The sequence below is a fragment of the Clostridium sp. AM42-4 genome, assembly GCF_003480105.1.
In the GTDB taxonomy this organism is placed as follows: domain Bacteria; phylum Bacillota; class Clostridia; order Lachnospirales; family Lachnospiraceae; genus Brotaphodocola.
The window spans coordinates 14,731-36,478 of sequence record NZ_QUIK01000003.1 but is presented as its reverse complement, the minus strand read 5'-3'; the positions used below and the strand labels follow the sequence as shown (position 1 = coordinate 36,478).

27 protein-coding genes are annotated in these 21,748 nt (G+C 41.2%); 3 read left to right on the top strand and 24 right to left on the bottom strand.

Translation table 11 applies throughout. The features are described 5' to 3' along the window. Nucleotides 1–77: 77 nt before the first annotated feature. Genes DW922_RS02930 through DW922_RS02915 form a run of 4 tightly spaced genes read right to left on the bottom strand, consistent with a single transcriptional unit; the run spans nt 78 to nt 3,206 of the window. Nucleotides 78–374, bottom strand: coding sequence for a hypothetical protein (locus tag DW922_RS02930; protein ID WP_243031995.1), 297 nt, complete (start codon nt 372–374; stop codon nt 78–80). Nucleotides 375–392: 18 nt separating this feature from the next. Beyond that, nucleotides 393–1,439: an aldo/keto reductase gene (locus tag DW922_RS02925; RefSeq protein WP_118725754.1), complete on the bottom strand. Its 1,047-nt coding sequence runs from the start codon at nt 1,437–1,439 to the stop codon at nt 393–395. 33 nt (nt 1,440–1,472) lie between these two features. Then, nucleotides 1,473–1,811: a TIGR04076 family protein gene (locus DW922_RS02920; RefSeq protein WP_118543688.1), complete on the bottom strand. Its 339-nt coding sequence runs from the start codon at nt 1,809–1,811 to the stop codon at nt 1,473–1,475. A 15-nt stretch (nt 1,812–1,826) separates the two neighbouring features. Continuing rightward, the gene (locus DW922_RS02915) at nt 1,827–3,206 is read right to left on the bottom strand and encodes a Na+/H+ antiporter NhaC family protein (RefSeq protein ID WP_118725893.1); all 1,380 of its coding nucleotides are present in this window, start codon (nt 3,204–3,206) and stop codon (nt 1,827–1,829) included. A 601-nt stretch (nt 3,207–3,807) separates the two neighbouring features. Here DW922_RS02915 and DW922_RS02910 point away from each other — a divergent pair. Further along, the gene (locus DW922_RS02910) at nt 3,808–4,524 is read left to right on the top strand and encodes an NAD(P)H-dependent oxidoreductase (RefSeq protein WP_118725753.1); all 717 of its coding nucleotides are present in this window, start codon (nt 3,808–3,810) and stop codon (nt 4,522–4,524) included. Here DW922_RS02910 and DW922_RS02905 read toward each other — a convergent pair whose 3' ends face one another. From DW922_RS02905 to DW922_RS02845, 14 genes are all read right to left on the bottom strand, one after another. Continuing rightward, nucleotides 4,525–5,022, bottom strand: coding sequence for a MazG family protein (locus DW922_RS02905; protein WP_118543686.1), 498 nt, complete (start codon nt 5,020–5,022; stop codon nt 4,525–4,527). 20 nt (nt 5,023–5,042) lie between these two features. Continuing rightward, a complete protein-coding gene (gene rarD, locus DW922_RS02900) occupies nt 5,043–5,798 on the bottom strand; it encodes an EamA family transporter RarD (RefSeq protein ID WP_347560253.1) in 756 nt (251 codons plus the stop codon). Between the two features lie 155 nt (nt 5,799–5,953). Further along, nucleotides 5,954–6,151, bottom strand: coding sequence for a helix-turn-helix transcriptional regulator (locus tag DW922_RS02895; protein ID WP_118543684.1), 198 nt, complete (start codon nt 6,149–6,151; stop codon nt 5,954–5,956). Further along, entirely contained in the window at nt 6,138–6,671 is a 534-nt protein-coding gene (locus DW922_RS02890) for a hypothetical protein (protein WP_118725751.1), read from the bottom strand. The genes DW922_RS02895 and DW922_RS02890 overlap by 14 nt, the downstream gene beginning before the upstream one ends. Before the next feature lie 188 nt (nt 6,672–6,859). Next, complete coding sequence (locus DW922_RS02885; RefSeq protein ID WP_118725750.1) at nt 6,860–7,294, bottom strand: SWIM zinc finger family protein; 435 nt, start codon at nt 7,292–7,294, stop codon at nt 6,860–6,862. 4 nt (nt 7,295–7,298) lie between these two features. Further along, entirely contained in the window at nt 7,299–7,565 is a 267-nt protein-coding gene (locus DW922_RS17870; RefSeq protein ID WP_243031993.1) for a hypothetical protein, read from the bottom strand. 24 nt (nt 7,566–7,589) lie between these two features. Further along, nucleotides 7,590–8,765, bottom strand: coding sequence for a type III restriction endonuclease subunit R (locus DW922_RS02880; RefSeq protein ID WP_243031992.1), 1,176 nt, complete (start codon nt 8,763–8,765; stop codon nt 7,590–7,592). Nucleotides 8,766–9,267: 502 nt separating this feature from the next. Further along, entirely contained in the window at nt 9,268–10,305 is a 1,038-nt protein-coding gene (locus tag DW922_RS02875) for a hypothetical protein (RefSeq protein WP_118725749.1), read from the bottom strand. A 2-nt stretch (nt 10,306–10,307) separates the two neighbouring features. After that, nucleotides 10,308–11,744, bottom strand: coding sequence for a DNA (cytosine-5-)-methyltransferase (dcm, locus tag DW922_RS02870; protein ID WP_118725748.1), 1,437 nt, complete (start codon nt 11,742–11,744; stop codon nt 10,308–10,310). Nucleotides 11,745–11,831: 87 nt separating this feature from the next. Beyond that, nucleotides 11,832–13,106, bottom strand: a complete 1,275-nt coding sequence (locus DW922_RS02865; RefSeq protein ID WP_118725747.1) for a plasmid recombination protein — start codon at nt 13,104–13,106, stop codon at nt 11,832–11,834. A 307-nt stretch (nt 13,107–13,413) separates the two neighbouring features. Next, on the bottom strand, nt 13,414–13,791 hold the full coding sequence (locus DW922_RS02860; RefSeq protein ID WP_012739997.1) for a TnpV protein: 378 nt from the start codon (nt 13,789–13,791) through the stop codon (nt 13,414–13,416). A 30-nt stretch (nt 13,792–13,821) separates the two neighbouring features. Further along, a complete protein-coding gene (locus DW922_RS02855; RefSeq protein ID WP_118725746.1) occupies nt 13,822–14,193 on the bottom strand; it encodes a hypothetical protein in 372 nt (123 codons plus the stop codon). Then, nucleotides 14,177–15,271 (bottom strand): site-specific integrase, encoded by a 1,095-nt coding sequence (locus tag DW922_RS02850; protein ID WP_118725745.1) that lies wholly within the window; start codon nt 15,269–15,271, stop codon nt 14,177–14,179. The genes DW922_RS02855 and DW922_RS02850 overlap by 17 nt, the downstream gene beginning before the upstream one ends. Continuing rightward, a complete protein-coding gene (locus DW922_RS02845; protein ID WP_022431210.1) occupies nt 15,272–15,469 on the bottom strand; it encodes a hypothetical protein in 198 nt (65 codons plus the stop codon). It lies immediately after the preceding gene. Nucleotides 15,470–15,687: 218 nt separating this feature from the next. Between DW922_RS02845 and DW922_RS02840 the strand changes: the two genes are divergently transcribed. Next, complete coding sequence (locus DW922_RS02840) at nt 15,688–16,329, top strand: helix-turn-helix transcriptional regulator (RefSeq protein WP_118725744.1); 642 nt, start codon at nt 15,688–15,690, stop codon at nt 16,327–16,329. A 57-nt stretch (nt 16,330–16,386) separates the two neighbouring features. Continuing rightward, nucleotides 16,387–17,292: a hypothetical protein gene (locus tag DW922_RS02835; protein WP_118725743.1), complete on the top strand. Its 906-nt coding sequence runs from the start codon at nt 16,387–16,389 to the stop codon at nt 17,290–17,292. Nucleotides 17,293–17,514: 222 nt separating this feature from the next. Here DW922_RS02835 and DW922_RS02830 read toward each other — a convergent pair whose 3' ends face one another. The 6 genes from DW922_RS02830 to DW922_RS02805 form a co-directional block, all read right to left on the bottom strand. Next, a complete protein-coding gene (locus DW922_RS02830) occupies nt 17,515–17,694 on the bottom strand; it encodes a hypothetical protein (protein WP_028086473.1) in 180 nt (59 codons plus the stop codon). Nucleotides 17,695–17,829: 135 nt separating this feature from the next. Continuing rightward, entirely contained in the window at nt 17,830–19,284 is a 1,455-nt protein-coding gene (locus tag DW922_RS02825) for an RNA-binding domain-containing protein (RefSeq protein ID WP_114001563.1), read from the bottom strand. A 139-nt stretch (nt 19,285–19,423) separates the two neighbouring features. Beyond that, nucleotides 19,424–19,810, bottom strand: coding sequence for a helix-turn-helix transcriptional regulator (locus DW922_RS02820; RefSeq protein WP_044924454.1), 387 nt, complete (start codon nt 19,808–19,810; stop codon nt 19,424–19,426). Between the two features lie 184 nt (nt 19,811–19,994). Further along, nucleotides 19,995–20,768 carry a NifB/NifX family molybdenum-iron cluster-binding protein gene (locus DW922_RS02815; RefSeq protein ID WP_073106964.1) on the bottom strand — a complete coding sequence of 258 codons (774 nt, stop codon included), beginning with the start codon at nt 20,766–20,768 and terminating at the stop codon, nt 19,995–19,997. A 98-nt stretch (nt 20,769–20,866) separates the two neighbouring features. Further along, entirely contained in the window at nt 20,867–21,451 is a 585-nt protein-coding gene (locus tag DW922_RS02810; protein WP_114001564.1) for a 4Fe-4S binding protein, read from the bottom strand. Next, nucleotides 21,448–21,636: a 4Fe-4S binding protein gene (locus DW922_RS02805; RefSeq protein ID WP_114001582.1), complete on the bottom strand. Its 189-nt coding sequence runs from the start codon at nt 21,634–21,636 to the stop codon at nt 21,448–21,450. Before DW922_RS02805 ends, DW922_RS02810 begins: the two co-directional genes overlap by 4 nt. Nucleotides 21,637–21,748 lie beyond the last annotated feature (112 nt).

The window sequence follows — 21,748 nt, the reverse complement described above, 5'->3', positions numbered from 1 at the left end:
AATGCAATCAAAATGCAATTCTAAAAGAAAAGAGCCTCAAAACCCTTGAAAATAAAGGCTTTGAAGCTCTGCTCCAACTATTCAAACTCAATTGTTGCCGGCGCCATATCTGCTTCTTCGTATTCCGGCAGTTCACGCAGCTTCTCTACTGTCGCGTAAGTACAGTCTGTTCCATAAATCTTTGTTCCGATGATCTCCAGATTGGTTTTCGCCACATAGGCCCGGATTTTGTCTTCCGCAGCGTTCAGTGCCCGCCTGCCGCCAATGATCAGAACCTTTTTTCCATAAGATTCGCAGACCGGACCGATTTTATCATAAATCTTATCTCCGATTGAATAGTTTGGTAAATGAACCTCATAATTTTCCAGCTTCACTCGTTTCGCTCCTCCTGGTTATTCCACATGATTTCGATCTGTCAGGATAATTCCCTTATATCTTGGAGAAGTCCGCTCTAATTCATAGCACTCTCCCTCCGGTGTCGGATACTGGTCCACGAAATCACGGATCTGTTTCATTTCGTCTTCTGTCAGATCAAATTCCAGTGTCTGAAGATTGGACTTCACATGTTTGGAGTTTCTCGTTCCAACCATAACCGCCCCTACGCTCTTCTGATTTAAGATATACTGGGTTGCCACATTGGCAATCGTCACTCCATGATGATCCGCAATGGCCTTCAGTACCGGAAGCAGCTTCTGCATGCCATCCCAGCCCAACGAATCCTCAATGATCTGCATATACTTAACCTGGGAACGGGTTTCCGGTGCCTCATATTTTTTTCCCATGTAGCGCTCCGCCAGAAATCCCCCTGCCAGCGTGCCATACGCAAAGGTATAAATACCATGCTCCGCGCTGTAATCCAGAAGTGTGCGTTCCGGACGGCGGTCAAATACAGAATACTGTGCCTGATTGGATACCACCGGAATTCCCGCATCCACCATCTGTTTTAACGCATTAGTGTCCATGTTGCACATGCCGATGTTGCGGATCTTTCCTTTCTCCTGCAGCTTCACCAGATCAAAGGCAGTCTCCATCATACCCGGAACATCAAAATCCCACCAATGGAACTGAACCAGATCCAGAGCCTCCCGGTGCATTCTCTTCAAAGAACGGTCCACGATGCCTTCCGTGTACTTCATATTGATGACCGGAAGCACATCTTTATCCGGCACAAATTTGGTGTGAATCTGAATATCCTCCTCCTGATAATGTCCGCTGCCCTTTAAGTCCATAACAAACCGGCCCAGCACTTCCTCTGCCCCCGTATAAATATCCGCGCAGTCAAAGGTTGTAAAGCCCTGCTCCACCAGCTCATGGAACGCGCGAATGGCATCATCGTAGTCCAGATGTCCCTGCAGACAATGTTCCGCAGACAGCTGCCAGCATCCATTGATAACACGGTTAAAGGTATATCCATTTTTAAATTGACATTTTTTCTGCATGACAGATTTCCTCTTTTCTTAAATTTTGTTTTCTCACTCCGGCCTTTGGATCGGCACCACCGTGCACTGTCCATGACTCTGAATCCGTTTTCCTACTCTTGTAATTTTAAATCTGGCTCCACAGTTTGGATCCGGACAGGCGATCTCGGTATCCGAAAGCATCCAGTCATTCGGGTCCAATGGCCGCTGCTTTGCCGGAAGCAGCGGAATAAGGGCACTTAAAGAATACATGGAAAAGGATGTATCTTTCGGGAACACCAGATTCTCCCCCTGAACCAGAAAATAATCTCCCGCCCTGTGGCTGCACACCATCGGCCGGTCTGTGGCTACCACTTCCACTTTTAAATCATATAAAGTAAATGTATCGTCCATTCTGTCTGCTCCTTTTTATTCTTCTTTCTGACATCCCCAGCCAGTCAGCACTGCCCCCAAAAATACAGCAAATAATACAAAGCCATAAATGGTTCCGCCTGCTACAACAACAGGAGAAAGTCCGGTCAGGGCAGATCCGATAAATACAAACACACTCATAAACGGAATGATGGCCGGGAGACTGTTGGCCGTACCATCCAATAGGTTTGCCCTGCGGTATGGATGAATATTTCTTGCCGCTCCAATCTTATTTAAAATAGGTCCAAATGTCAAAATGGAAGCACTGGTCACGCCGCCTAACAGAATGGTCGTAAACGCGATACCCATCATACAGATTAGCTCTGCCCCATGGGTGGTGCTCGCCATCCTGCTGTTCAGAATCTTCTCAGCAATCAGATTCAGCATACCTGCATCACTCAAAACTCCCATGATGCCAAATACCGAAATGACCAGTGCGCAGGTCGGCAAAATGTTGTTGATGCCATCGATCAAAAAGCCTACTGCTGCATTGTTTGCCGCGTCGTTGGAAAATACCTGTGCCGGAGTGAAAAGTCCTGCTGCCAGGCCAACCACAGTACCCGTTACCAGACCCACTAAAATACCTTCGTAAATATTTCTCGTTTTTGTTGAAACAGTTAACATCAGAACAACCGGAATCAGCATCACCAAAGAAACCGGATTGGCTGCCGCGTCAATGGAACCGCCCTCATATACACCGCCCATACCACCAAAGACCGCAAAGATTACAATTGTGATCAGGCCTGCTACTGCGGAATATTTAATACGACTGGAAACAACACCGCCGATATCTGCCGGCTTTCCATTTTTAAACTGCTGGGTCGATGCAGATGCAATGGTCGTATCTGAAATCGGAGCCAGATTGTCACCGAAAATTGCGCCAGACACAATACATCCCGCCATCATCATTTCATTCGCGCCCAGCATAATGCCAGCCGGATAAAAAATCGGAAACGCGATAAACATGGTTCCGATGGAAGAGCCGGTTGCCGTGGAAACAATGCAGGAAGCAATAAATGTAAATGCCACAAAGATGCCGCCCTTCATGCCAACCGCATTCGCGATCCACACAAAACCGCCGGAAAGGCCGCACAGTTTAATCAGAGCACTGAACATACCGACCAGCAATAAAATCACAACAACCGACACCGATGTGATTGAGGAAATGCCCTTGATGGCACTCTCCCAAAAATCACTGTAGCTGGTACAGAAAACGCCGCCGATCAGAAGCGCCAGAAAACCACCTACCGCAAGTGCCTCCATATTGAAGGCCTTAAATCCAATGAAAAGCACCATGCAGAAGAACACATAAATTGCTACCGGAATCAGCGACATCCCGATTCCGCCCCGAAACTGAAGTTTTCTCTCTTCACTCATACTTTTTTCCTTCCTTTCTCTTGTTTCCTGTGCTGTAAAAATCTTCAGGAGCTGTCTGGAAATTGTTCCTGGCACCTCCGGCTGACATTCAAGAGTCCGGCGGAGCGTTTTTATTTCATAAGACACTATTTCCTATGAAACAAAAAAAGCCCGCCCCTGAACTACGTTCAAGGACAGGCTGTTATATACCTGCGGTACCACCTTGTTTGGTGCCAAGCACCCACTCTTTACAGAATGCCATTACATTCCTGGTCCGTTAACGCTGACCGTTGCGTCGCAGCTACTAAAGTCTGACCTGTTTTCCAGACCATTCCCTTTCACCTTGCCCTCTGAGGCCCACTTACCACGACACTCTGTCCGGATTCCACCACCCCGAACTCTCTGTGAGACTGCTTATATGGTACAACTTCCTCTTCAATGGTTTAAAGCAATGATAGCAATGGAACTGAGAAATGTCAAGTATATAATTTTTAGAAAAGCGTAAGAATGCCGTAATTCAGACATTTTTCTCGACAGACGGCCATTCCATTATTATAATACAGGTACCGGGGCACTGCATTCCCTGACCCGGAATCTATATCTGCTTTTAGAGGAACTGCCTATGAATATCACGGTAATTTACGCTTCCGGCCGAAAAACCAGATCAAGCACTTACCAGATCGCACAGATGCTCATCAAAGAACTCCTGGAAGATGGAACCTGTTTTTCCTTCTTTCTCCCGGATGACATGCCTCACATCTGTACCGGATGCCGCGCCTGCATCCTTGGAAAAGAGCAGGCCTGCGGAGGTGCTGCCGCCATGGCGCCCATCCTTGAGGCTATGGAACAGTCCGGGCTGATTCTGTTCTGTGCGCCCACTTATGTATATCATGTTCCTGGACAGATGAAATCCCTGCTTGACCACCTCGCATACCGTTGGATGGTTCACCGCCCTGATCTTACTTTCATGAAAAAGCAGGCAGTCATCATTAACACAGCTGCAGGTGGCGGTATGCGCTCCACCGTCCGCGATATCAAAGACAGTACAGAAAACCTGGGATTCGCGAGAACCCACTGCATTTCCCAAAGCGTATGGGATTACGCCTGGAATGATCTGCCGGAATCTTTCCGGAAATCCATTCAGCATAAGGTAACATGTACCGCCCGGAATGTCCGGCACTGTGCCAGACATCTGACTCCGTCGCCGAAAGTATGGTGCGAGTTCACCCTCTATCGTTTTCTGCATAAGCACAAGAAAATGAGCACAGTCGATGATGCTTACTGGCAGGAACATGGCTACAACACAGGGTGGCCCTGGAAAAGCAAAAAAGCATTATAATTACCGAAACCCTTTTCGTTTTCTTGCCGCTCCGATCAGTTCTTCTGCCTCATCAAACGCGCCGGGCAGATAGCTTTCCATCCACTCTTTTCCCTCTTTTTCCTGTTTCTTGATTTCAGCCCAGTTCACCAGAACTTCATCCGAGCCGGAAACCGCTGTGGTTCCAAACACATGCGGGTGCCGGCGAATCATTTTATCCGTGATTCCACGCATGACATCCTCCAGCGTAAATAAGCCTTCTTCCTTTGCAATCTGCGCATGCATGACCACCTGCAAAAGCAGGTCGCCCAACTCTTCTTTTAAGTTCTCTGCATTTCCCGTCTGCTCCAGAATGTTGATGCCGCCAACCACCTCCGCGGCCTCCTCCACACAGGCTGCTTTCAGGGAACCATGGGTCTGCTCCCGGTCCCAGGGGCATCCGTCCTCCGCGCGAAGACGGGCAATAACCTGTACCAGCCGGTTTAATTCTTTGTCTAATGGATTGTAATTGTCGTTCATAACAAATCTCCCGTTTTATCTTATTTCTTCATTTCTTTTACATTATGCCATAGCGTAAATCCGACGCCCACCCAGATAAAGCAAAACGCGATCAGGCGGTGAACCTCCAGCGGTTCATGGAAATAAAAGAGTTCCATAAGGAACTGAATCGTAGGATTCACATACATCAAAATCCCCGTCAAATAATAAGGAATCATGCGGACTCCCCTGTTAAATAACAAAAGCGGCACAGAAGTAATCGCTCCTGCTATCGGAAAAAGCAGAAACTGCATTCCATGAAGGACTCCCAGACTTCCATTACCATTCATTTCGCTGTAAATACAGAAAAGAAGCGCGATCGGCGTCACAAACAACGTTTCCGCAAACAGGGAAAGTCCTGCATCTAAATGCACACTCTTTTTCACAGCTCCGTAAAAAGCAAAGCTCAACCCGATCACCATAGCCATAACCGGAACCATCCGGTACACACCAATCAGATACCCCACTCCAATCAGGGAAAACAGTGCCGTCATCTGCTCTAACCGGCTCATCCTTTCATGAAAGAAAAACACGCCGATGGCTGTGACAAAAATCGGCTCCAGAAAATATCCCAGGCTGGCATCCAGCACATGTCCCGAATTGATAGCGAAAATATATACGCCCCAGTTAATACACACCAGCACACCACTGACCATGCAGCAGAACACTGTCTTTTTATCATGAAAGATCTTTCTGATATCTCCCATCCGCCCGGTCACGGCCAGATGGCCAAACATAAAAATCATGGACCAGACCACTCTCTAGGCCAGTACATAAGCGGAATTTACCTCTGCAAGAAGATTCCAAAATACGGTGAGTAATCCCCAGCAGATGTATGTAATTGTAACACTGATCGTTCCTTTTCTTTTTGTAGTATCCATATGTCGTTTCTCCTGTTGTCTGTCAATCCGTCCTATTCTTCCGGCCAGAATAAATCATCCAGTGTTTTATCCAGTGCCTTGCAGATTGCGATGCATAAGTAAATGCTTGGATTATAGTCTCCCTTTTCAATTGCGCTGATCGTCTGCCGGGACACACTGCAAAGCTTTGCAAGTTCTTCCTGCGACAGATCCTTTCCGGCTCTCGCAGCCTTCATTCTAAGATTCTTCATCTTCTTCCTCATTTCTACCGGCTTTTCGAATCACGATAGCTCCGGAAATCAGCAGAAAACAGATTACGCACAGAAGGTTAGCCCCTCCCGCCCCAAAGTCCAGCACACCATGTTCCAAAAAACGGCCGCTGCGGATGCTCTGGAATAAAGATGCGCCGTTGCTCACAATAAGAAATACGCATAACAGAAGATACCGGTTTCCGTTTTCCAGTACCCGGAAGAATGCATTGTTCAAGATAGAATATACAGCAAACACAGTAACTCCTGCATATAAGATCACGAACTGCAGCATATCGGTTGTCATATAATTCGAGATATTCAAACCATCTGCGTCATACAAAAGTCCCGTCACAGCCAGCAGCACAATAACTGCCGAAAAACCCAGCTTATACGCATCCCCCCGGATCTGCAGCTGCATTTCATCATAATGCAGTGCACCGGCTTTTTTCCTGGTGACAAGAAAAATGATACAAAATATTAACGTAAAACTCAATAGTGCGGCAAAACTATGGTTCAACATAAAAACCCTCCTCCTTGTTTTTTATATTACGTGTTTTGTCTTGTTGAGTTCATTGTAATATTTCGCGTGCATTATGTCAAGTTTATTTTACATTTTTCTTTTAAATGCGAACATCAGGACGTTGCGCGATATTATGAAAAAGTCGGAGAATCCGCGTATGAATGGATTTCCCGACTTCATCTTATTCTCTACCAATAACCATTTCTTCTATCTTCCAACTCCACAAGCGCATTATATAATTGCTCTTGCAATTCCACCTTCGAAAGACTGTTTACATATTCCCGAAGTTCCTCAAAATGCTGCCGTTCCTCCTCTTCTTCCTCCTTCTCCCATTCTTCCACCTTTTTCAGAAACTCGTCCACAACTGTAGGTTCTGCTGTAAAATACAAGGCTATCATATGCTTGCAGATCACTCGTCTGCCAGCAGCAAAAGGACAATTACAATTTGACTTTCTTGGATGCAGTTTATCAATATGTACAGAATAACTGTTTCCGTCGCTTCCAGATACTATTCCATCATAAGTCTCTTCTCCCGTCTTTTTCCATGAACGCACTTTTTTATTTTTATAATAGTCCATACCTCGCCAAACTGAATTGCCGCTGGCCAGTTCTATTAACCCCATTCCATCACACCTCCTCTGCCAATGTTATCTTATTGTTTTCTAATTTCAGCACCTTAAAACTTTTATCCGAAACATTCAGGCCATCGCAGTTTCTTAAGAAAAGCATGTACTGATTTGAAAATTCGAAATTAATAAACCGTCGCATGCCATAATAATCATCCATCACATCGTAAGTAATGTCCTCGATTATCGCCGTGGCCTTTTCGTCATTGATAAGAGCCGCAGCCTTGATAATAAATTCTTCCGGATTATCCTTAAACTGCTTAAACACATTTGGTTGAATACCCTTCAGAACCTAAATGACTGCCTTGCGGATGAGTCCTGTTTTATCCACAAGCTTGCCGATCAGATCGTATTTCACATTCGTACTGGCAGTTATAGTACGACCGTAGCTTGCAGACTCTTCTTTCACAAAGGAAGCCCCGGATACCAGCTCTTCCTTGGACTCAATTGTCTCCATTGTTCCTGTTTCCACCTTGAAGACGATTTTGGATACTCTAAGTTTACAATCAAGAGACTGAATAGCCTTGCGGATCAGCTCCTCAGTATCAAAGTCAACCACGTAGGTAGATTTGGCATTAATCTTCGCCCACAGTGCCTTAAATTCAGGCATAGCAAGCTTATTTTCATCCACATGCAGCTCCACGTTATTACTTCTGGCATTTTCAGGCATCATAGATTTGCCGTCATAAACAGTATCGATAATCTCAATCACAGAAGCAGCAGAATCTGCCACTTCCTCAGCAACCTTAATCTCATGATTAGCCTTGTCGGCATAGTATTTATCTGTGAGGATACCTTTCTTGTCAATGTAGCCGTTGACTATCAAGTCAAAATGAATCGCTCTTGCCGTATCCTGATCGACAACCTGTTCATTGCCCTTATCATCCTTAATTACCTTACCAACAAATAAGTCTTCCGTAATCGCACGAGGTCGATCAGCTACTGCTTCGGCAATTTCTGTTTGTAAACCTTTTGCAAAACTATCATAGCTTTCACTGGCAATAACGGTCAGCACATTGACATTCTGTACGTCTTCCCCCAGCGCATTGGCGTCCATACGCTCACCGTCCTGATTGACGCAAAGGCGCAGTCCACGCCCAACTTCCTGGCGCTTACATACCTCACTGCTGCTCTGCTTCAAGGTACAGATCTGGAATACATTCGGGTTATCCCAGACCTCTCTCAGGGCAGAATGAGAGAAGATAAAACGAACCGGAGAACGCTTTGGATCACGCTCCAACAGCAATTCTTTGTTCTTCATAATCAGCTCATAGGCATCCACATCATCCGTCGTGGTTTCCTTTCGCCCCACCTTGGAGTCAATCATCTTACCCTTTTTGTCTATGGAGAAGTATCCGGCGTGAGTCCTCTCAACAGGAATCGCCTGCAAATACTTCATGTAGTCATCCTCACCGATGCCAATCTGCAAACTACCAATGATATCATTATACTCTTCCACGAACATCATCGCCAGAAATCCGAAACAATGTATCGGATTTCTCTTTTATGAATTTCCGAAACAATGTTTCGGAAATTCGTCCCTGATAGTTCAAATAAAACTTTCTTGCATTTTCAAGAGTATCAACAGAAAATCCCTTTTCATATAACTCCCTATATGAAAAACCATACATTGTTCAGAAACCATGTCATCTTCATCATCCATTTCAATTAAATCCCATTACCTTCTAAAAGTCCAAAAATATAATATGCCGCCACCTACACACAATTCTCGTTTTTGGTTTTGGGTCAATGTTTGGTCAAAGGGCAAAAAAAATCCCCGCAAGCCCTTATTTTTCAAGGGTTTGCGGGGTTGTGTTACTATTCGAACTCCTCTTTGCAAAGTTGTTGTGTAGTGTTTTTCGTTGGTTCCGGTGGCAGAAAGCAGGAAGTTTTGTCTGATTTCTATCTGTTGCGTGGATTTTTAGGGGATTGTATTGTCATTTTGTTGTCAGTACCTCATCTAATTTTCACTACTCTTCTCCCTTATTCTGTTCATTAGCCTTATCCAACAAGGCTTTGAATTTGTTATAATACTTTGACTTTAAATTAAATTGCAATTCCGAAAAATTTTGCTGATTTCCTATCGGCTGAAATTGGATAAAACCAAAATGAGGATATTGATGAATTGCCATGTCAATTCCCTTGTAACTCCCCTTCAATATACGTTTTCCCTTTATACCAAAAGAATCAAAAAGTTGCGAATATGTAGCAAATTCTTCAACTGACATAACTGCAACTTTACAATCATTAATATCGCTATGCTTTTCACATTCGTGCAATATATATGTAGGTTTATAACTATCTGTTTTATAAGTTCTGGCACACTGCAATAACATCATTGTGATTTTTAATTGATTTTCAGTAAATATATTTTCCCATTCTTGTTTTACTTGGTCAGAAAGTTCTTCCCAGAACCATCTGTCTTGTCTTGCTTTTCTATCTTGTGGAACATTAGACATATCCTTCGGTACATAACCATCTATTGGTCTATATCCCACTTCCCCGCAAAACATTTTTAGACCAATCTCTGCATCATCCGAAACATCTATCCCATTTTCTCTTAACATTCCACAAAAAACAGATACGGTTGTCAATGCCATTTGAGCATTATTTGAGCAAGCTTTTGCAGAGACGCCAATTTTCTCATTAGTACCATCCTCGTATTCAACATCCATTAATATATCTGATTTAGAGCCTGTTATCTTTTCGCCGTTTTCATTCAGAATATTGTCTCCAGCTCTAGCGGTTGCTAATCCACCAAGCCAATACGCATTCAATCTATCAATCTGCTTTCCCTTATCTTGCGAAATATGACTTACTAATGCATTGGCAGGATTTCCATGATATACATTAGGCTTAATGCATTCAATAACTGTATTGCCAGACATAAAATCTATTTTATTCAGTTCTTCTGTAACAACCTCTTCAAATTTATGTCCTTGTAATCTGCCCTCTGTACCAGCCTCAATTTGAAACAAATGTCCTTTGTTTTTTGGATCCAATGCCATAATTATTCCTCCTTGAATATTTGTCCTATTATTTCTTTTGCAATAGCTCTTGCTAAAATTGGAGGAACAGCATTACCAATCGACTTTCTAATTTCTCCCCAATTTCCACAAAATACAAATTCATCTGGAAATGATTGTACTCTTGCAGCTTCTCTTATTGTAAGCGAACGCGTGTCCGTAGGATGAACATTTCTACATCCTGAAATCATACTAAAATTAGTGCTAATGGTAGAACATGGTTCATTCCATACATTTCTTTTATATGTCGTATTAAAACCACTAGGTGGTCTAAGTTCTGGATTCTCATTTTCATGTGCACTATGTCCTTCTGGAACATCAATCAACCACTCTATTACATGTTCTGGATGTGTTATAGCCCAATGCAGTGGATCTGTGTATGATTTTTCTCCATTTTCAAGTGATTGCAAATCTTCGGTTGCATCCCTAAATGTTAATGCCTTTTTCTTTTCTCCCCATAGTTCCATTTGATACACAGACTCATCCAATGAATATAGTGGTGTTTCAAACACAAATGACTTGTTAATATCTTTCCTTACCCCAACCAAAATAACTCGTTCTCTTGATTGCGGCACCCCATATTCATACGCATTTACAATTTTTTTTACAAGTGAATACCCTTGTTTAGAAAATGATTTTTCTATTTTATCAATAAATAATTCTCCACTTTCATCCTTCATAGATGTCATTAATGCTACATTTTCCATAACAAAAACTTTAGGTCGAATTACAGACACAATTCGTACATATTGCTTATACAACTTATTTCTTTCATCTTCAGGATTTCTTTTTCCAGCCAAACTAAATCCTTGGCATGGTGGTCCACCAACAATTATATCAATATCACCAAACTCTCTTCGCCACGCCTGCAAATCTTCATCAGATATTTCACATATATCTTCTCCAAGCAATTTTGATTTTGGGAAATTTTCCGCATAAATACGATTAGCAGACTCTGCAATTTCTACGTGACCGACCAAATCGACACCTGCTGCTTCAAATCCCAATGTCATTCCACCACAGCCAGAAAACAACGCAATTCCCTTTATCGCATTGCTTTTCTTTGGTGCCATTGCATCTTTATATAATCCAGACAACTCAGTCGCATATTTACTTGAATACTTCATATTTTCTGATAATGCTACATATTCTTTCGCATCCTTTATCACCGAAGGTAACTTTTTCTCTGTACCAGAATGTTGTACTTTTTTCTTTTTCACATCCAGCTTACCCTGGTCAATTTTCCATACAGCATCCTTCAACACATCATTTAATTTATCAATTTCTGATTTTACAGGAATTTTTTTTCCTAACTCCCATGCCGAAATCTGTGCCTTTGAAAAGCCACTGAATTCAGCTAACTTAGTTTGACTAATACTATATTCTAAACGTATCTTTTTTATATCCTCATAAACAAGCATAATGTCATCTCCTTCGATTTAAATATTATACTATAAATTCTTTTTTTTCTCCATAATGAAATCTTAACACTTCTATTAATTCTCCCATCACCTCCCTCTCCCAACATCTCTTACTTTCTCTCCAATCCATTCCCAAAACCTCTCCAGCAGATTCATCCCACCAATCACAAACTGCTTCATAAACTCATACGCCTTTTCCAGCTTATCCTTCAGGCTTCGGTTTTCCTCCTGGAGCATCTGATTCTGATACCTCAGCTCTATCACCTGCTCCTTCAGATAATCGTCGCCATCAACAGTTCCCAAAAGTTCCTTCTTAAGCCTTTCCGCCTCTTCCAGTTTCATCTGTGCCTGCTCCGTCTGCCACTTTGCGGTGTCCATTATCATCATCCTCTTGTCAGCCTCTTTTTGAACTGCCTCAATTTCCTTTTGTTTATCAGCGAGCTGATCCAGATTATCATAATATTCCAGCCGTAATTCAGAATTCTTTATGCGTAAATCCGTTGTTTCCAACTGCAATTTCCGAGTTTCAGCCTTGGTATCATTCAGCATCTTTTGAGCTTCGGATTGTTCTTTTCGAATACTGACATGCTTATCCTCTATTTCCTTTTCCAGAGATTCAATCCTTTCCTCTTTTAATTGAAGAACAACCTGTGCACCCTCCAGTTTCTCCTCAAGATCAGCCACTTCCTTCACCCGCTCCTGCTTCTTATAATCCAGTACGGATAAATGCTGATTATGCGTGTTTTTCTTCTTCCAATCAATCCCGTACCGACGCATGATAAGGGCAATATCATCTTTTTCAGCCTCTGCCCACTGCTTCCATTCGGTGTTCCCTTTACCCTCGCTTGCAAATCCTCTGGTAGCAAGTGCTGCCTTAAGGCTCGTCTTTGTTTCCAGTCCTCTCTTACAGCCGGATACCCATGGAACAAAATTCAGATGCAAATGCGGTGTTTCCTCATCCAGATGAATATAAGCGCCTATCACATATAACTGCGGATTACGATGCTGAAACATTTTTACATAATCCTTCAACACCCACGTTGCAACCTCAGCAGCTGAACTACCCACTCCGGTGTCATCCTTATTGCCAATCTGAACAATCACCTCATAAAATAATTTTTCCTGCTTACTCCGGGATATCTTTTCATAATAGCTTTTAATCTGCCTGTCTTTGCGTTTCTGTTTTGCATTGTATTCCTTAAGTGCCTTGTCAAACAATTTATGATATGCCTGCTTAATATCCTCGTGGATAAGAGTAATGTTATTTGGAGTGCGGCTGGCATCTACATTACCCGCTATAAATCTTCTTGTATTGTGTCCTATGGAACCTTCCCCATTCATAAAACTAATCGTTCTTTCCATTTTGAAATCCTCCTCTTTTGGTATGTATACAGGCACCTCCTTCTTATCCGTAATGAGTGCCGGATACGGCACGAAACAGCAGATTTTCCTGGGAAGGTTTTGTTACTTTTGTCAAAAGTAACGCAAAAGCACTTTTGACAGCTTCGCCATCAAAAATGCAGACCCGCAAGCGGGTTTTGCGCTCCTCGCCGGAGTGGCTATACGGCTCTCCCCGCCGGATAAAGCTCCCATTCGGGAGCTTATAAGTCGCGGATACGCGACATATTATTTACCAGTCACAGCTCCGATACAGAACTCCACTTATCCCCTAATGAAAACAATTCACCACATCATGCAGAACTACTTCCTCTGCTATCATTCTCGCCTGAGTCCGTAGCTGATACATTTCCACAAAAGAATTCGACTGCTTGGGTTTGTGTTTACGCAACCACTCATTTTCAATATCCTCCAGCAATTCATAAGCTACTTCATTTACCTTGGTCGCCTTATCATGTAATTTGCCAAATCGTACCAGACTTCTGTATCGCTGCGGATATTCCTTCTGTATGTAATCCATCCACATACGACCATATTTTCCAACATCTGTACTGTTTTCCTCTCCACCTAATGTAATCAACGGATAAAAAATGCCGTCTTTTTCTATGTATTTCACACCTAATTTTTCAAATAATGTTTCTTCGCTCATAGCAGTCACTTCCTTTATACAAAATATCTGTTATTCCCCATTTGGTACTGTAAGTTGCTTCATATCTGCCAATGTTTTCGGTTGTTCCTTGAAGCCTTCCAATATTTCCAGCATGGAACGGATAGGAGTAAGCAACTCCCCATCCATATCCGATGCCTTTTCTATCCTCTCAAGCTCACGTTCAATCCTTTGCAGGTTCTGCCGGAATTGTACCAACATCAACGGATTGCCTGTGGCAACCACCTTTTGATGTAGAACACTCTGGATAATATAATCCTGCTTTGTACGAAATCCGCTGAGCTTCACTCTGTTATTCAACTCCTCGTTTTCCTCTGGTGACATGCGGAATGCTATTGTAACATTCCGCCATCTGTTTTTATCGTCTCTATTCTTTTCTGACATTGACTAACGCCTCCCTTTCCGTTTCCAGTTGTGCTGCCATATCCGTCTGCACCGTTGGAAATAAATGTGCATAGTGATATGTGATATCTACCGCCTCATGTCCAACTCTTTCCCCTATTGCCAATGCTGAAAATCCCAAGTTAATCAACAGAGAAATATGAGAATGTCGTAATCCATGAATTCGGATTCTCTTCACTCCTGCAAACTTTGCACCTCTATCCATTTCATGATGCAGATAACTTTTTGAAATGGTGAAAATTCTGTCATCATCCCTTATTCCATAAAGACTTTTTATAAAATCCTCCATCTCAACAGCAAGAAAATCCGGCATAACAATTGTTCTGTTACTCTTTGGTGTTTTCGGGTCTGTAATTACATCTTTGCCTTCCAGTCTCTGATATGACTTGTTTATCCGAAGCGTTTTCTTTTCAAAATTGAAATCTGCCGGCGTAAGGGCAAGCAGCTCACCTTCACGAATCCCTGTCCAATAAAGCATTTCAAATGCATAATAGGAAATAGGCTTATCTGCCACACACTCCAAAAATGCCTGAAATTCCTCCTGTGTCCAGAACTCCATTTCCTTATTTTCTTCTTTGCTCATGGTTCCGGCTTTTCGTGCCACATTATCCTTTAGACCATACATATTTACAGCATGATTCAATATGGCACTAAGCTGATTATGGATGGTTTTCAGATAGGTAGCGGAGAATAACTCACCATTATCCTTTTTCAGCTTCATAATCTCATTTTGCCACTGGATGACATCCGAGGTCCGAATATCATCCAGTTTTCGTTTCCCGAAATAAGGCAGAATCTTTGTCTCAATAATGTGCTTCTTTGTGAGAAAAGTATTACGTTTTATTCTTGGCTCTAAATCCGTCAGATAAATATCCACAAAACTTTTGAAGCTCATACTGATACTCTGATCCTCTTTCAGCTTGAAATTACGCTCCCATTCAAGGGCTTCGCCCTTCTTGGCAAAGCCCCTCTTGGTTTTCTGTTTTCTTGCTCCGGTCAAATCCTTATAATAGGTTCTCACCTCCCACATTCCAGTCTTATTATTCTTGATAACCGCCATCTATCCCACCTCCTTATCCGTAGATAGCCCGTAGATTCTTTTCATAAAATACTGTGTACTGACACGCCCTTTTATTGTCACGAATCCATCAGCCTCAAGTTCCGCATTCAGTCGTCGTATCAGTTTATATGAATACGACAGTGAAACTCCCAGCATTTCCATTACATCCTGCGCTGTCAAAAATCTCTTGTTCTCCATAAGCTAATGCCTCCTCTCTTTTGTTTTATTATTCAGTTCATTTCTGAACTGTTATGATGTGTATTATATTAACAGTTCATTTTTGTACTGTCAACACTTTTTGTTAAAAACATTTCATTTTTGCACTGTTTATGTTATAATCCATGTATATGTATGATTTGTACCTCGTGTTTTCATGCATACTACACCACTCATTACACTTATAAGGAGCAGTTAAAATGGGCGAAAAATTTACCAGCCGGGTAGGCTTTTTAATTAGGAATTTCAGAATTGCATCTGATATGACGCAAAAGGAATTAGCAGATAAATGTGGATTAAACGAATCCACCATCCGAAACTATGAACTTGGAAACAGATACCCAGATGAAGCGACTTTATTAAATATTGCAAACAATCTGGGAGTTAGCTTTTATGCGTTGTCTGACCCTGATATAGCAAATATATTTAGTGCACTTCATGTACTATTTGACATTGAATGGGCATACGGACTACGACCTACTATGAAAGATGGAGAAATATGCTTCAAATTTGAAGAGCGGCTTCCAAGTGCTGGTCCCCGTCCACAGGAAGACCTTAATAACTTCCGAAAGATGGTTGAGTATTGGGCACGTTTACGAGACAAGCTAGAGGATGAAGAAATATCAGAAACGGAATATTATCTCAAAGAGGTAAAGTACCCAATGAACCCAACAGACCCCAATAAAGAGTATACTGTTTCGTTGAATCTTGATGATGACGACCAGCTACTTGTTCAAAATATGGATGAATATGACGATGTAGAAGAAACTGCTGAATTGTTAAAAGACTTGTTTCCGGATTTCTCTTATGTGAAGAGGAAAAGGAAGCCTAAGAAGGAGTAACATCTTTCTTAGCACTAACACTAATTCCAATCACAAATTAATAAAGGAGGATTCACAATGAAAAGCTTTATTTATCTAGATACAGATACCGTTAATTCATATATTGCACAAATTGACAATGGATTAAAAACTTTACAAACCCAAACAAGTCAATCATCTTCATCAACAGAAAAACAGTCATCCCATACTACAACCGCTGAAGGAGAAGCTGATTTTTCTATTCTTGGAAAAGGCTTTGATGCAAAATTAGATTACATATATAATCATATAAAAAATAAAACTAATACAAATCTCTATAGCGATGTTGAAACCAAAGTATTACACGACAATGCCTTTCATCAAGTTGTAGATTATCTAAATAAGAATAATTTATTTTCATTTGAAAATATAGAAATAGGAGATTTTATAAAGGTAAAAGGAGAATATCATCTTTTCGATTTGGATTATTACAAAAAACTATTTGATGATGCTGATTTTATACAAATGATGAACGAACCCAAACTTGCAGAATTAGACAAAATCTGTGAAGAACAATATAATGAAGCTACTAAAGGGATGACCATTAATAGGGATATTAAGCGTTCTTCCGAATTTAAGGAGATTGAAAATAAGATTAAACAAATCAAGAAAGAAGCAATTGATAAATTGAACAATGAAAATAAAGAGCTTCAAAAACAGCTTTCCATACTCTTAAAGATTTTTCCATACAAATCCTTTATTTGTATTGATAAATATTTGGTAATATTTGATGAAAAATATCTTCGAGAAGACATTCAAAAGGCACCATTTAAATATGGTGGTGAAGTTAATTTGGTTGGATATGCGACTAACACCACTCATGTAAACAAAATTTCTTCATTCTTCTCTGGCCCAAGTGACATGATAAATAGTATTTTAAAATCACTATTTGAAACGTCGGATGATTTGTTCATCGTTCATCCCATTGCACTATATTATGAATAATTTCCAAAATTATTGTCATTTGATTGTCACGCAACCAAAAACGAGCCAAGAAACGCTGTAAATTCGGCATTTCTTGGCTCATGTACATTATTCAAATTCCTTTGCGGACTGCATTTCATGACACGCAAAGGCTGTTATTAGAGGCTTATAGTTCGAACATATGTTCTGATTCTGTGCTTTTCGCACCGCTTATGAAGAAATAAACTCCAAAATAACTCCATTTTACTCTTTATTATTTTGTTGTTCTTCTCTTGCGTACAGGAGATCCAATGCCTGACATACAACACCACTCATGCTCTGATAGTGTCTTTCTGCATACTCAACAAGTCTCTGTTTTTGTTCTGGAGTCACCCGTACTCGTATGTTTTCTTCTTTGCCATCTTTTGGTGTTTTTCTAGCCAAACATATCACTTCCCTTCCACAAGTACAGTTTACTACTGATTACTACAAAATGTCAATCTGTTTTTGTTATTTATATATATATTCCCTTGGACTAATCTTGAGATATCTTGGACTAGTCTTGGACTAATTTACTTCTCACTCCTGTAGATCTTTATCTACAATCTCCCAGTAACCATTCTTTGGAGATCCATGTCTTATAAGAATACCATACTCTTTTAACTTCTTAATATTGTTCTCAATATTTCGACTGGCAACCCCAATTTTTTCAGCTAACTTAACTGCTGATAATTGATGATCTTCTGAAAGTAACTTTATAATCTTTTGCTGTGTATCGTTGAGGTCTGTTCTCCACACTACCTCCGATGCTTCTCCGATGCTTCTCCGATGCTTCTCCGATGTTTCTCTGATGTTTTCTTTTTCATTTGTCATCGGAAATGAATTACGGAACAGCTCTACCCGAAACATATTATCGAATTCCTGAAATCTCGGCTTCAAAAGTCCATACTCTTCTGCTGCATTAAGGATTCTTTTTATTCCGCTTCCCCATGCCTCTACAAGTCCCATCTGACTGAATATATTGGCAATGCCTTTATTCCGGATCTTCGAATGACCATTCATGACTTCCTCATAAGTCAATCCGTTATATAATCCACCCGGAGAAGTCACCTCCAGTCTGTCATCATAAACTGCGACCTGAATACAGGATTCGTCTAACAGGTTACGGTGACAATGGGCATTAATAATCATTTCCCTAATTGCTTCCGGCGGTAGCTCATATTTCTCTTTTCGCACCAATCCATCAATCGTTGCTCCAAGCCGAATATTTCTCAATACAAAATCTACTGCTTCTTCGATTTGTGTGTAAATCGGTCCTGTAAATTCTCTCTTATCCAGAAACACTGCACGATCTGTTCCCTTGAATACCGCACATTGTGTTTTAGAAAATGAGAAATAATCTGATGTCAGCAATGCATAGGCATTCGTTGCCAGAAGCTGTCCCTCACTCTGCTTTAAGATTTTCCAGTTTATCAGCTGCTCTTTCTTTACAGAATGTTCTGACATTCCTGCTTTCTTCCGGAACTTTTCGATATCCAGACAAAGTTTCTCTGTTGCTTCCTCTGAAACAGGATAACCCACACAAGTAAGCTCATCCCATGAGATTCTGGCACCTTCCATTTCCAGCTCTTTTATCTTCTCTGGAAATGCCTGTCTTGATGTACCTGCTACACGGATATAAGTGCCATTATCTTTTCCCTTTGATTTCAGATAATATGGTCTATTCTTTCCTGCTTCTACTGATACAACAATAACTGTTTTCCCATTTACCGTCTGCGGCTCAATATCAGGAATGATCTGCGGCACACAGGAATCAGAAACTGCATTGGCAATTCCATCCATCAGCTGAAACAACACATCATTTTCCACACCAACAATCTGGTGTGTTTTATCATCTACTCCAACAATCAGCTTGCCACCTTGTGTATTGGCAAAAGCTACGATTGTCTTCATGTACTTTTCACTTTTATCAGGTAAGGATACCTTGTACTCAATATTTTTCGATTCCCCGGAAAACATAGTATCTTCTACCATTCTTTCACTCCTACTCTATACTCGCACCACTGGTACGAATAATTCTATTTCCAGAGCAATCTTCTCTGGATCATTAACACTATTATACGTTCTATTCTTCTTTTCTATCAAGCAAGAAAACAAAACAGTTCATTTCTTCTTACCATTTTCTTCTGTTCTTTTTTGATGCCAGATAAAGTCTCGTCATCTCATCCATGAAAATAGTTTTGTCCTCATTGGTCATAGTTCCACTGGCAAATAAAGCAGCTACCTGTTCAAGAATCTGCCTTGCCTGTTTAGCACCAGCATATTCACTTGGCTCATCATTACCCAAGCACACGGTTTCATTATCATTCATAAGATAAGAAACCTGACACTGAAATGCATCTGCCAGTTTTTGATATAAACTACTCTGCTTCGGATATCGTCCTTCAACTTCCCAAGATCGAATTGTTCTATGAGAAACGCCCACCATATCACCCAGCTTTTGTTGAGTCATTTTTTTCTCTTTTCTCAACTTCCTAATTTTATCACCAAATGTTGTCATAAGTATACATCTTTCTCCTATGAGTTTTGTACATGCTTTATTTTTCTAACCACAATAAAAGTATATCATTATGCAAATAAAAAGAGAACCCGACATCACAAGCAAATTTGATGATGCGGGTTCCCTCTTTATAGATCAATACCTTTTATTTTTTCATCTTATGATCCGATGGCAATCTCACTTCTTAATGACAACTGTGGCTTCCACATCCATGCTCGCCACATGTATGTCCTTCCCCGTGGTTGTGCTCATGATGAGAACATTTCACATCCGGATTATACTCAAGTGTTTCATTGATAAAAGCTTCTACTGCTTCATCCGCATCTCCGGAAACTCCTCCGAAAAGCTTGATGCCTGCTGCCGCTAACGCTGTCTGTGCGCCGCCTCCAATTCCGCCACAAATCAAAACGTCTGCATTCAATGCATTAAGAACTCCTGCCAATGCGCCATGTCCACTTCCATTCGTATCTACTACTTCTGAATGTACTACTTTTCCTTCCTCTACATCGTAAATCTTAAATGTCTCTGTGTGTCCAAAGTGCTGGAAAATCTGTCCATTTTCATATGTTACTGCTATTCTCATGATACCTTCTCCTTTTTCTGCTGCATATTTTTTGTAAATTTCCTGTTTGTAACATCCTCCAAAGCTGCAGTTGCCGCTCTGACCGTCACAGATTCTGAAATCTCCGCCCTCAATTTTGAGTGGATGCCCGTCGATAAGTGCATCTGCGATCTTTTTCCTGGCGATCTCGTAAATTCGCTGGACCGTTGTTCTTGCGACTTGCATAGATGCTGCACACTGCTCCTGACTGTAACCTTTCTTGTCCAAAAGACGGATTGTCTCGTACTCATCTACCGTTAGAACAATGGGTGTTTTTTTCTCAGTATCATCTGCCGGAAGAAATTCTAAAACATTGGGGAAATGACAGACTTTTCTGCATTTTACTGGTCTCGGCATAAACTGCTCCTTTCTCGCTTTTCTTATATAATAGCCCTATAAAAGGCATATGTCAATAATGTTTTTGACATATGCCTTTTATGAATCACCTTATAGTATTACTTCTTTTCATTATTTTTTAATTTACAGATACCCTGCGTCATTGTTCCCATTGGACAAAATGTACACCAGGTTCGTGGCTTATATAACACCATTACGATCAACCCTAACAACAAAGATGTAAGCATCAAACTATAAAATCCAAAACTAAACTGTGCCACCCAATCAGCTACTGTTCCGGCAGTGTATGTCCATCCCCACGGAACACGGAAGGTCCAGAATAATTTGATGGCTTCACGCAAGGATGATGATCCGGCACCAACTAAATATGTCTGAAATACCATATTCCCAAACATTGTAAGGAAAAATATCAAAAAGCCGTATCGGAACCATTTTGAACTCATCCATCGCGGGGTTGGTTTATTTCTTGAGCATTTTAAATCCCCACCGAGCTTACTAAAAAGCTGGCCACGTCCACACAAATGATTACAGAAAAATTTATTTCCACCGAATATCGCTATTCCTAACGGCAACAGGAAATCAATCATCCCAAACCAAGCAAACAAAATATTAAAAAAACCGAGAGCAAAATAAAGGATCGCCCATATCCATAAATAATCATACCAATGTTTCTTTTTCTTCACATCGCTGTCCTCTCTTTCATTTCAATACAACCTGCCGGACAGGACTTTGCACATTTTCCACATCCTACACACACTGTTTCTTCTACCACAGCATAACATCCATGGTAAACTTTGACAGCTGCCAGCGGACAAGTATTTTCACATACTCCGCAGACAACACATCTTTTTTTATCGACACTTGCCATTCTTTTTGCCAATGCTTTGTTCCCCTTTCAAATTTTGTATCTCTATTGTACCTGAAAAAGGTAAATCCTTCTGTGATATTATTACATAAGAATTTACCTTGAACGCTAATCA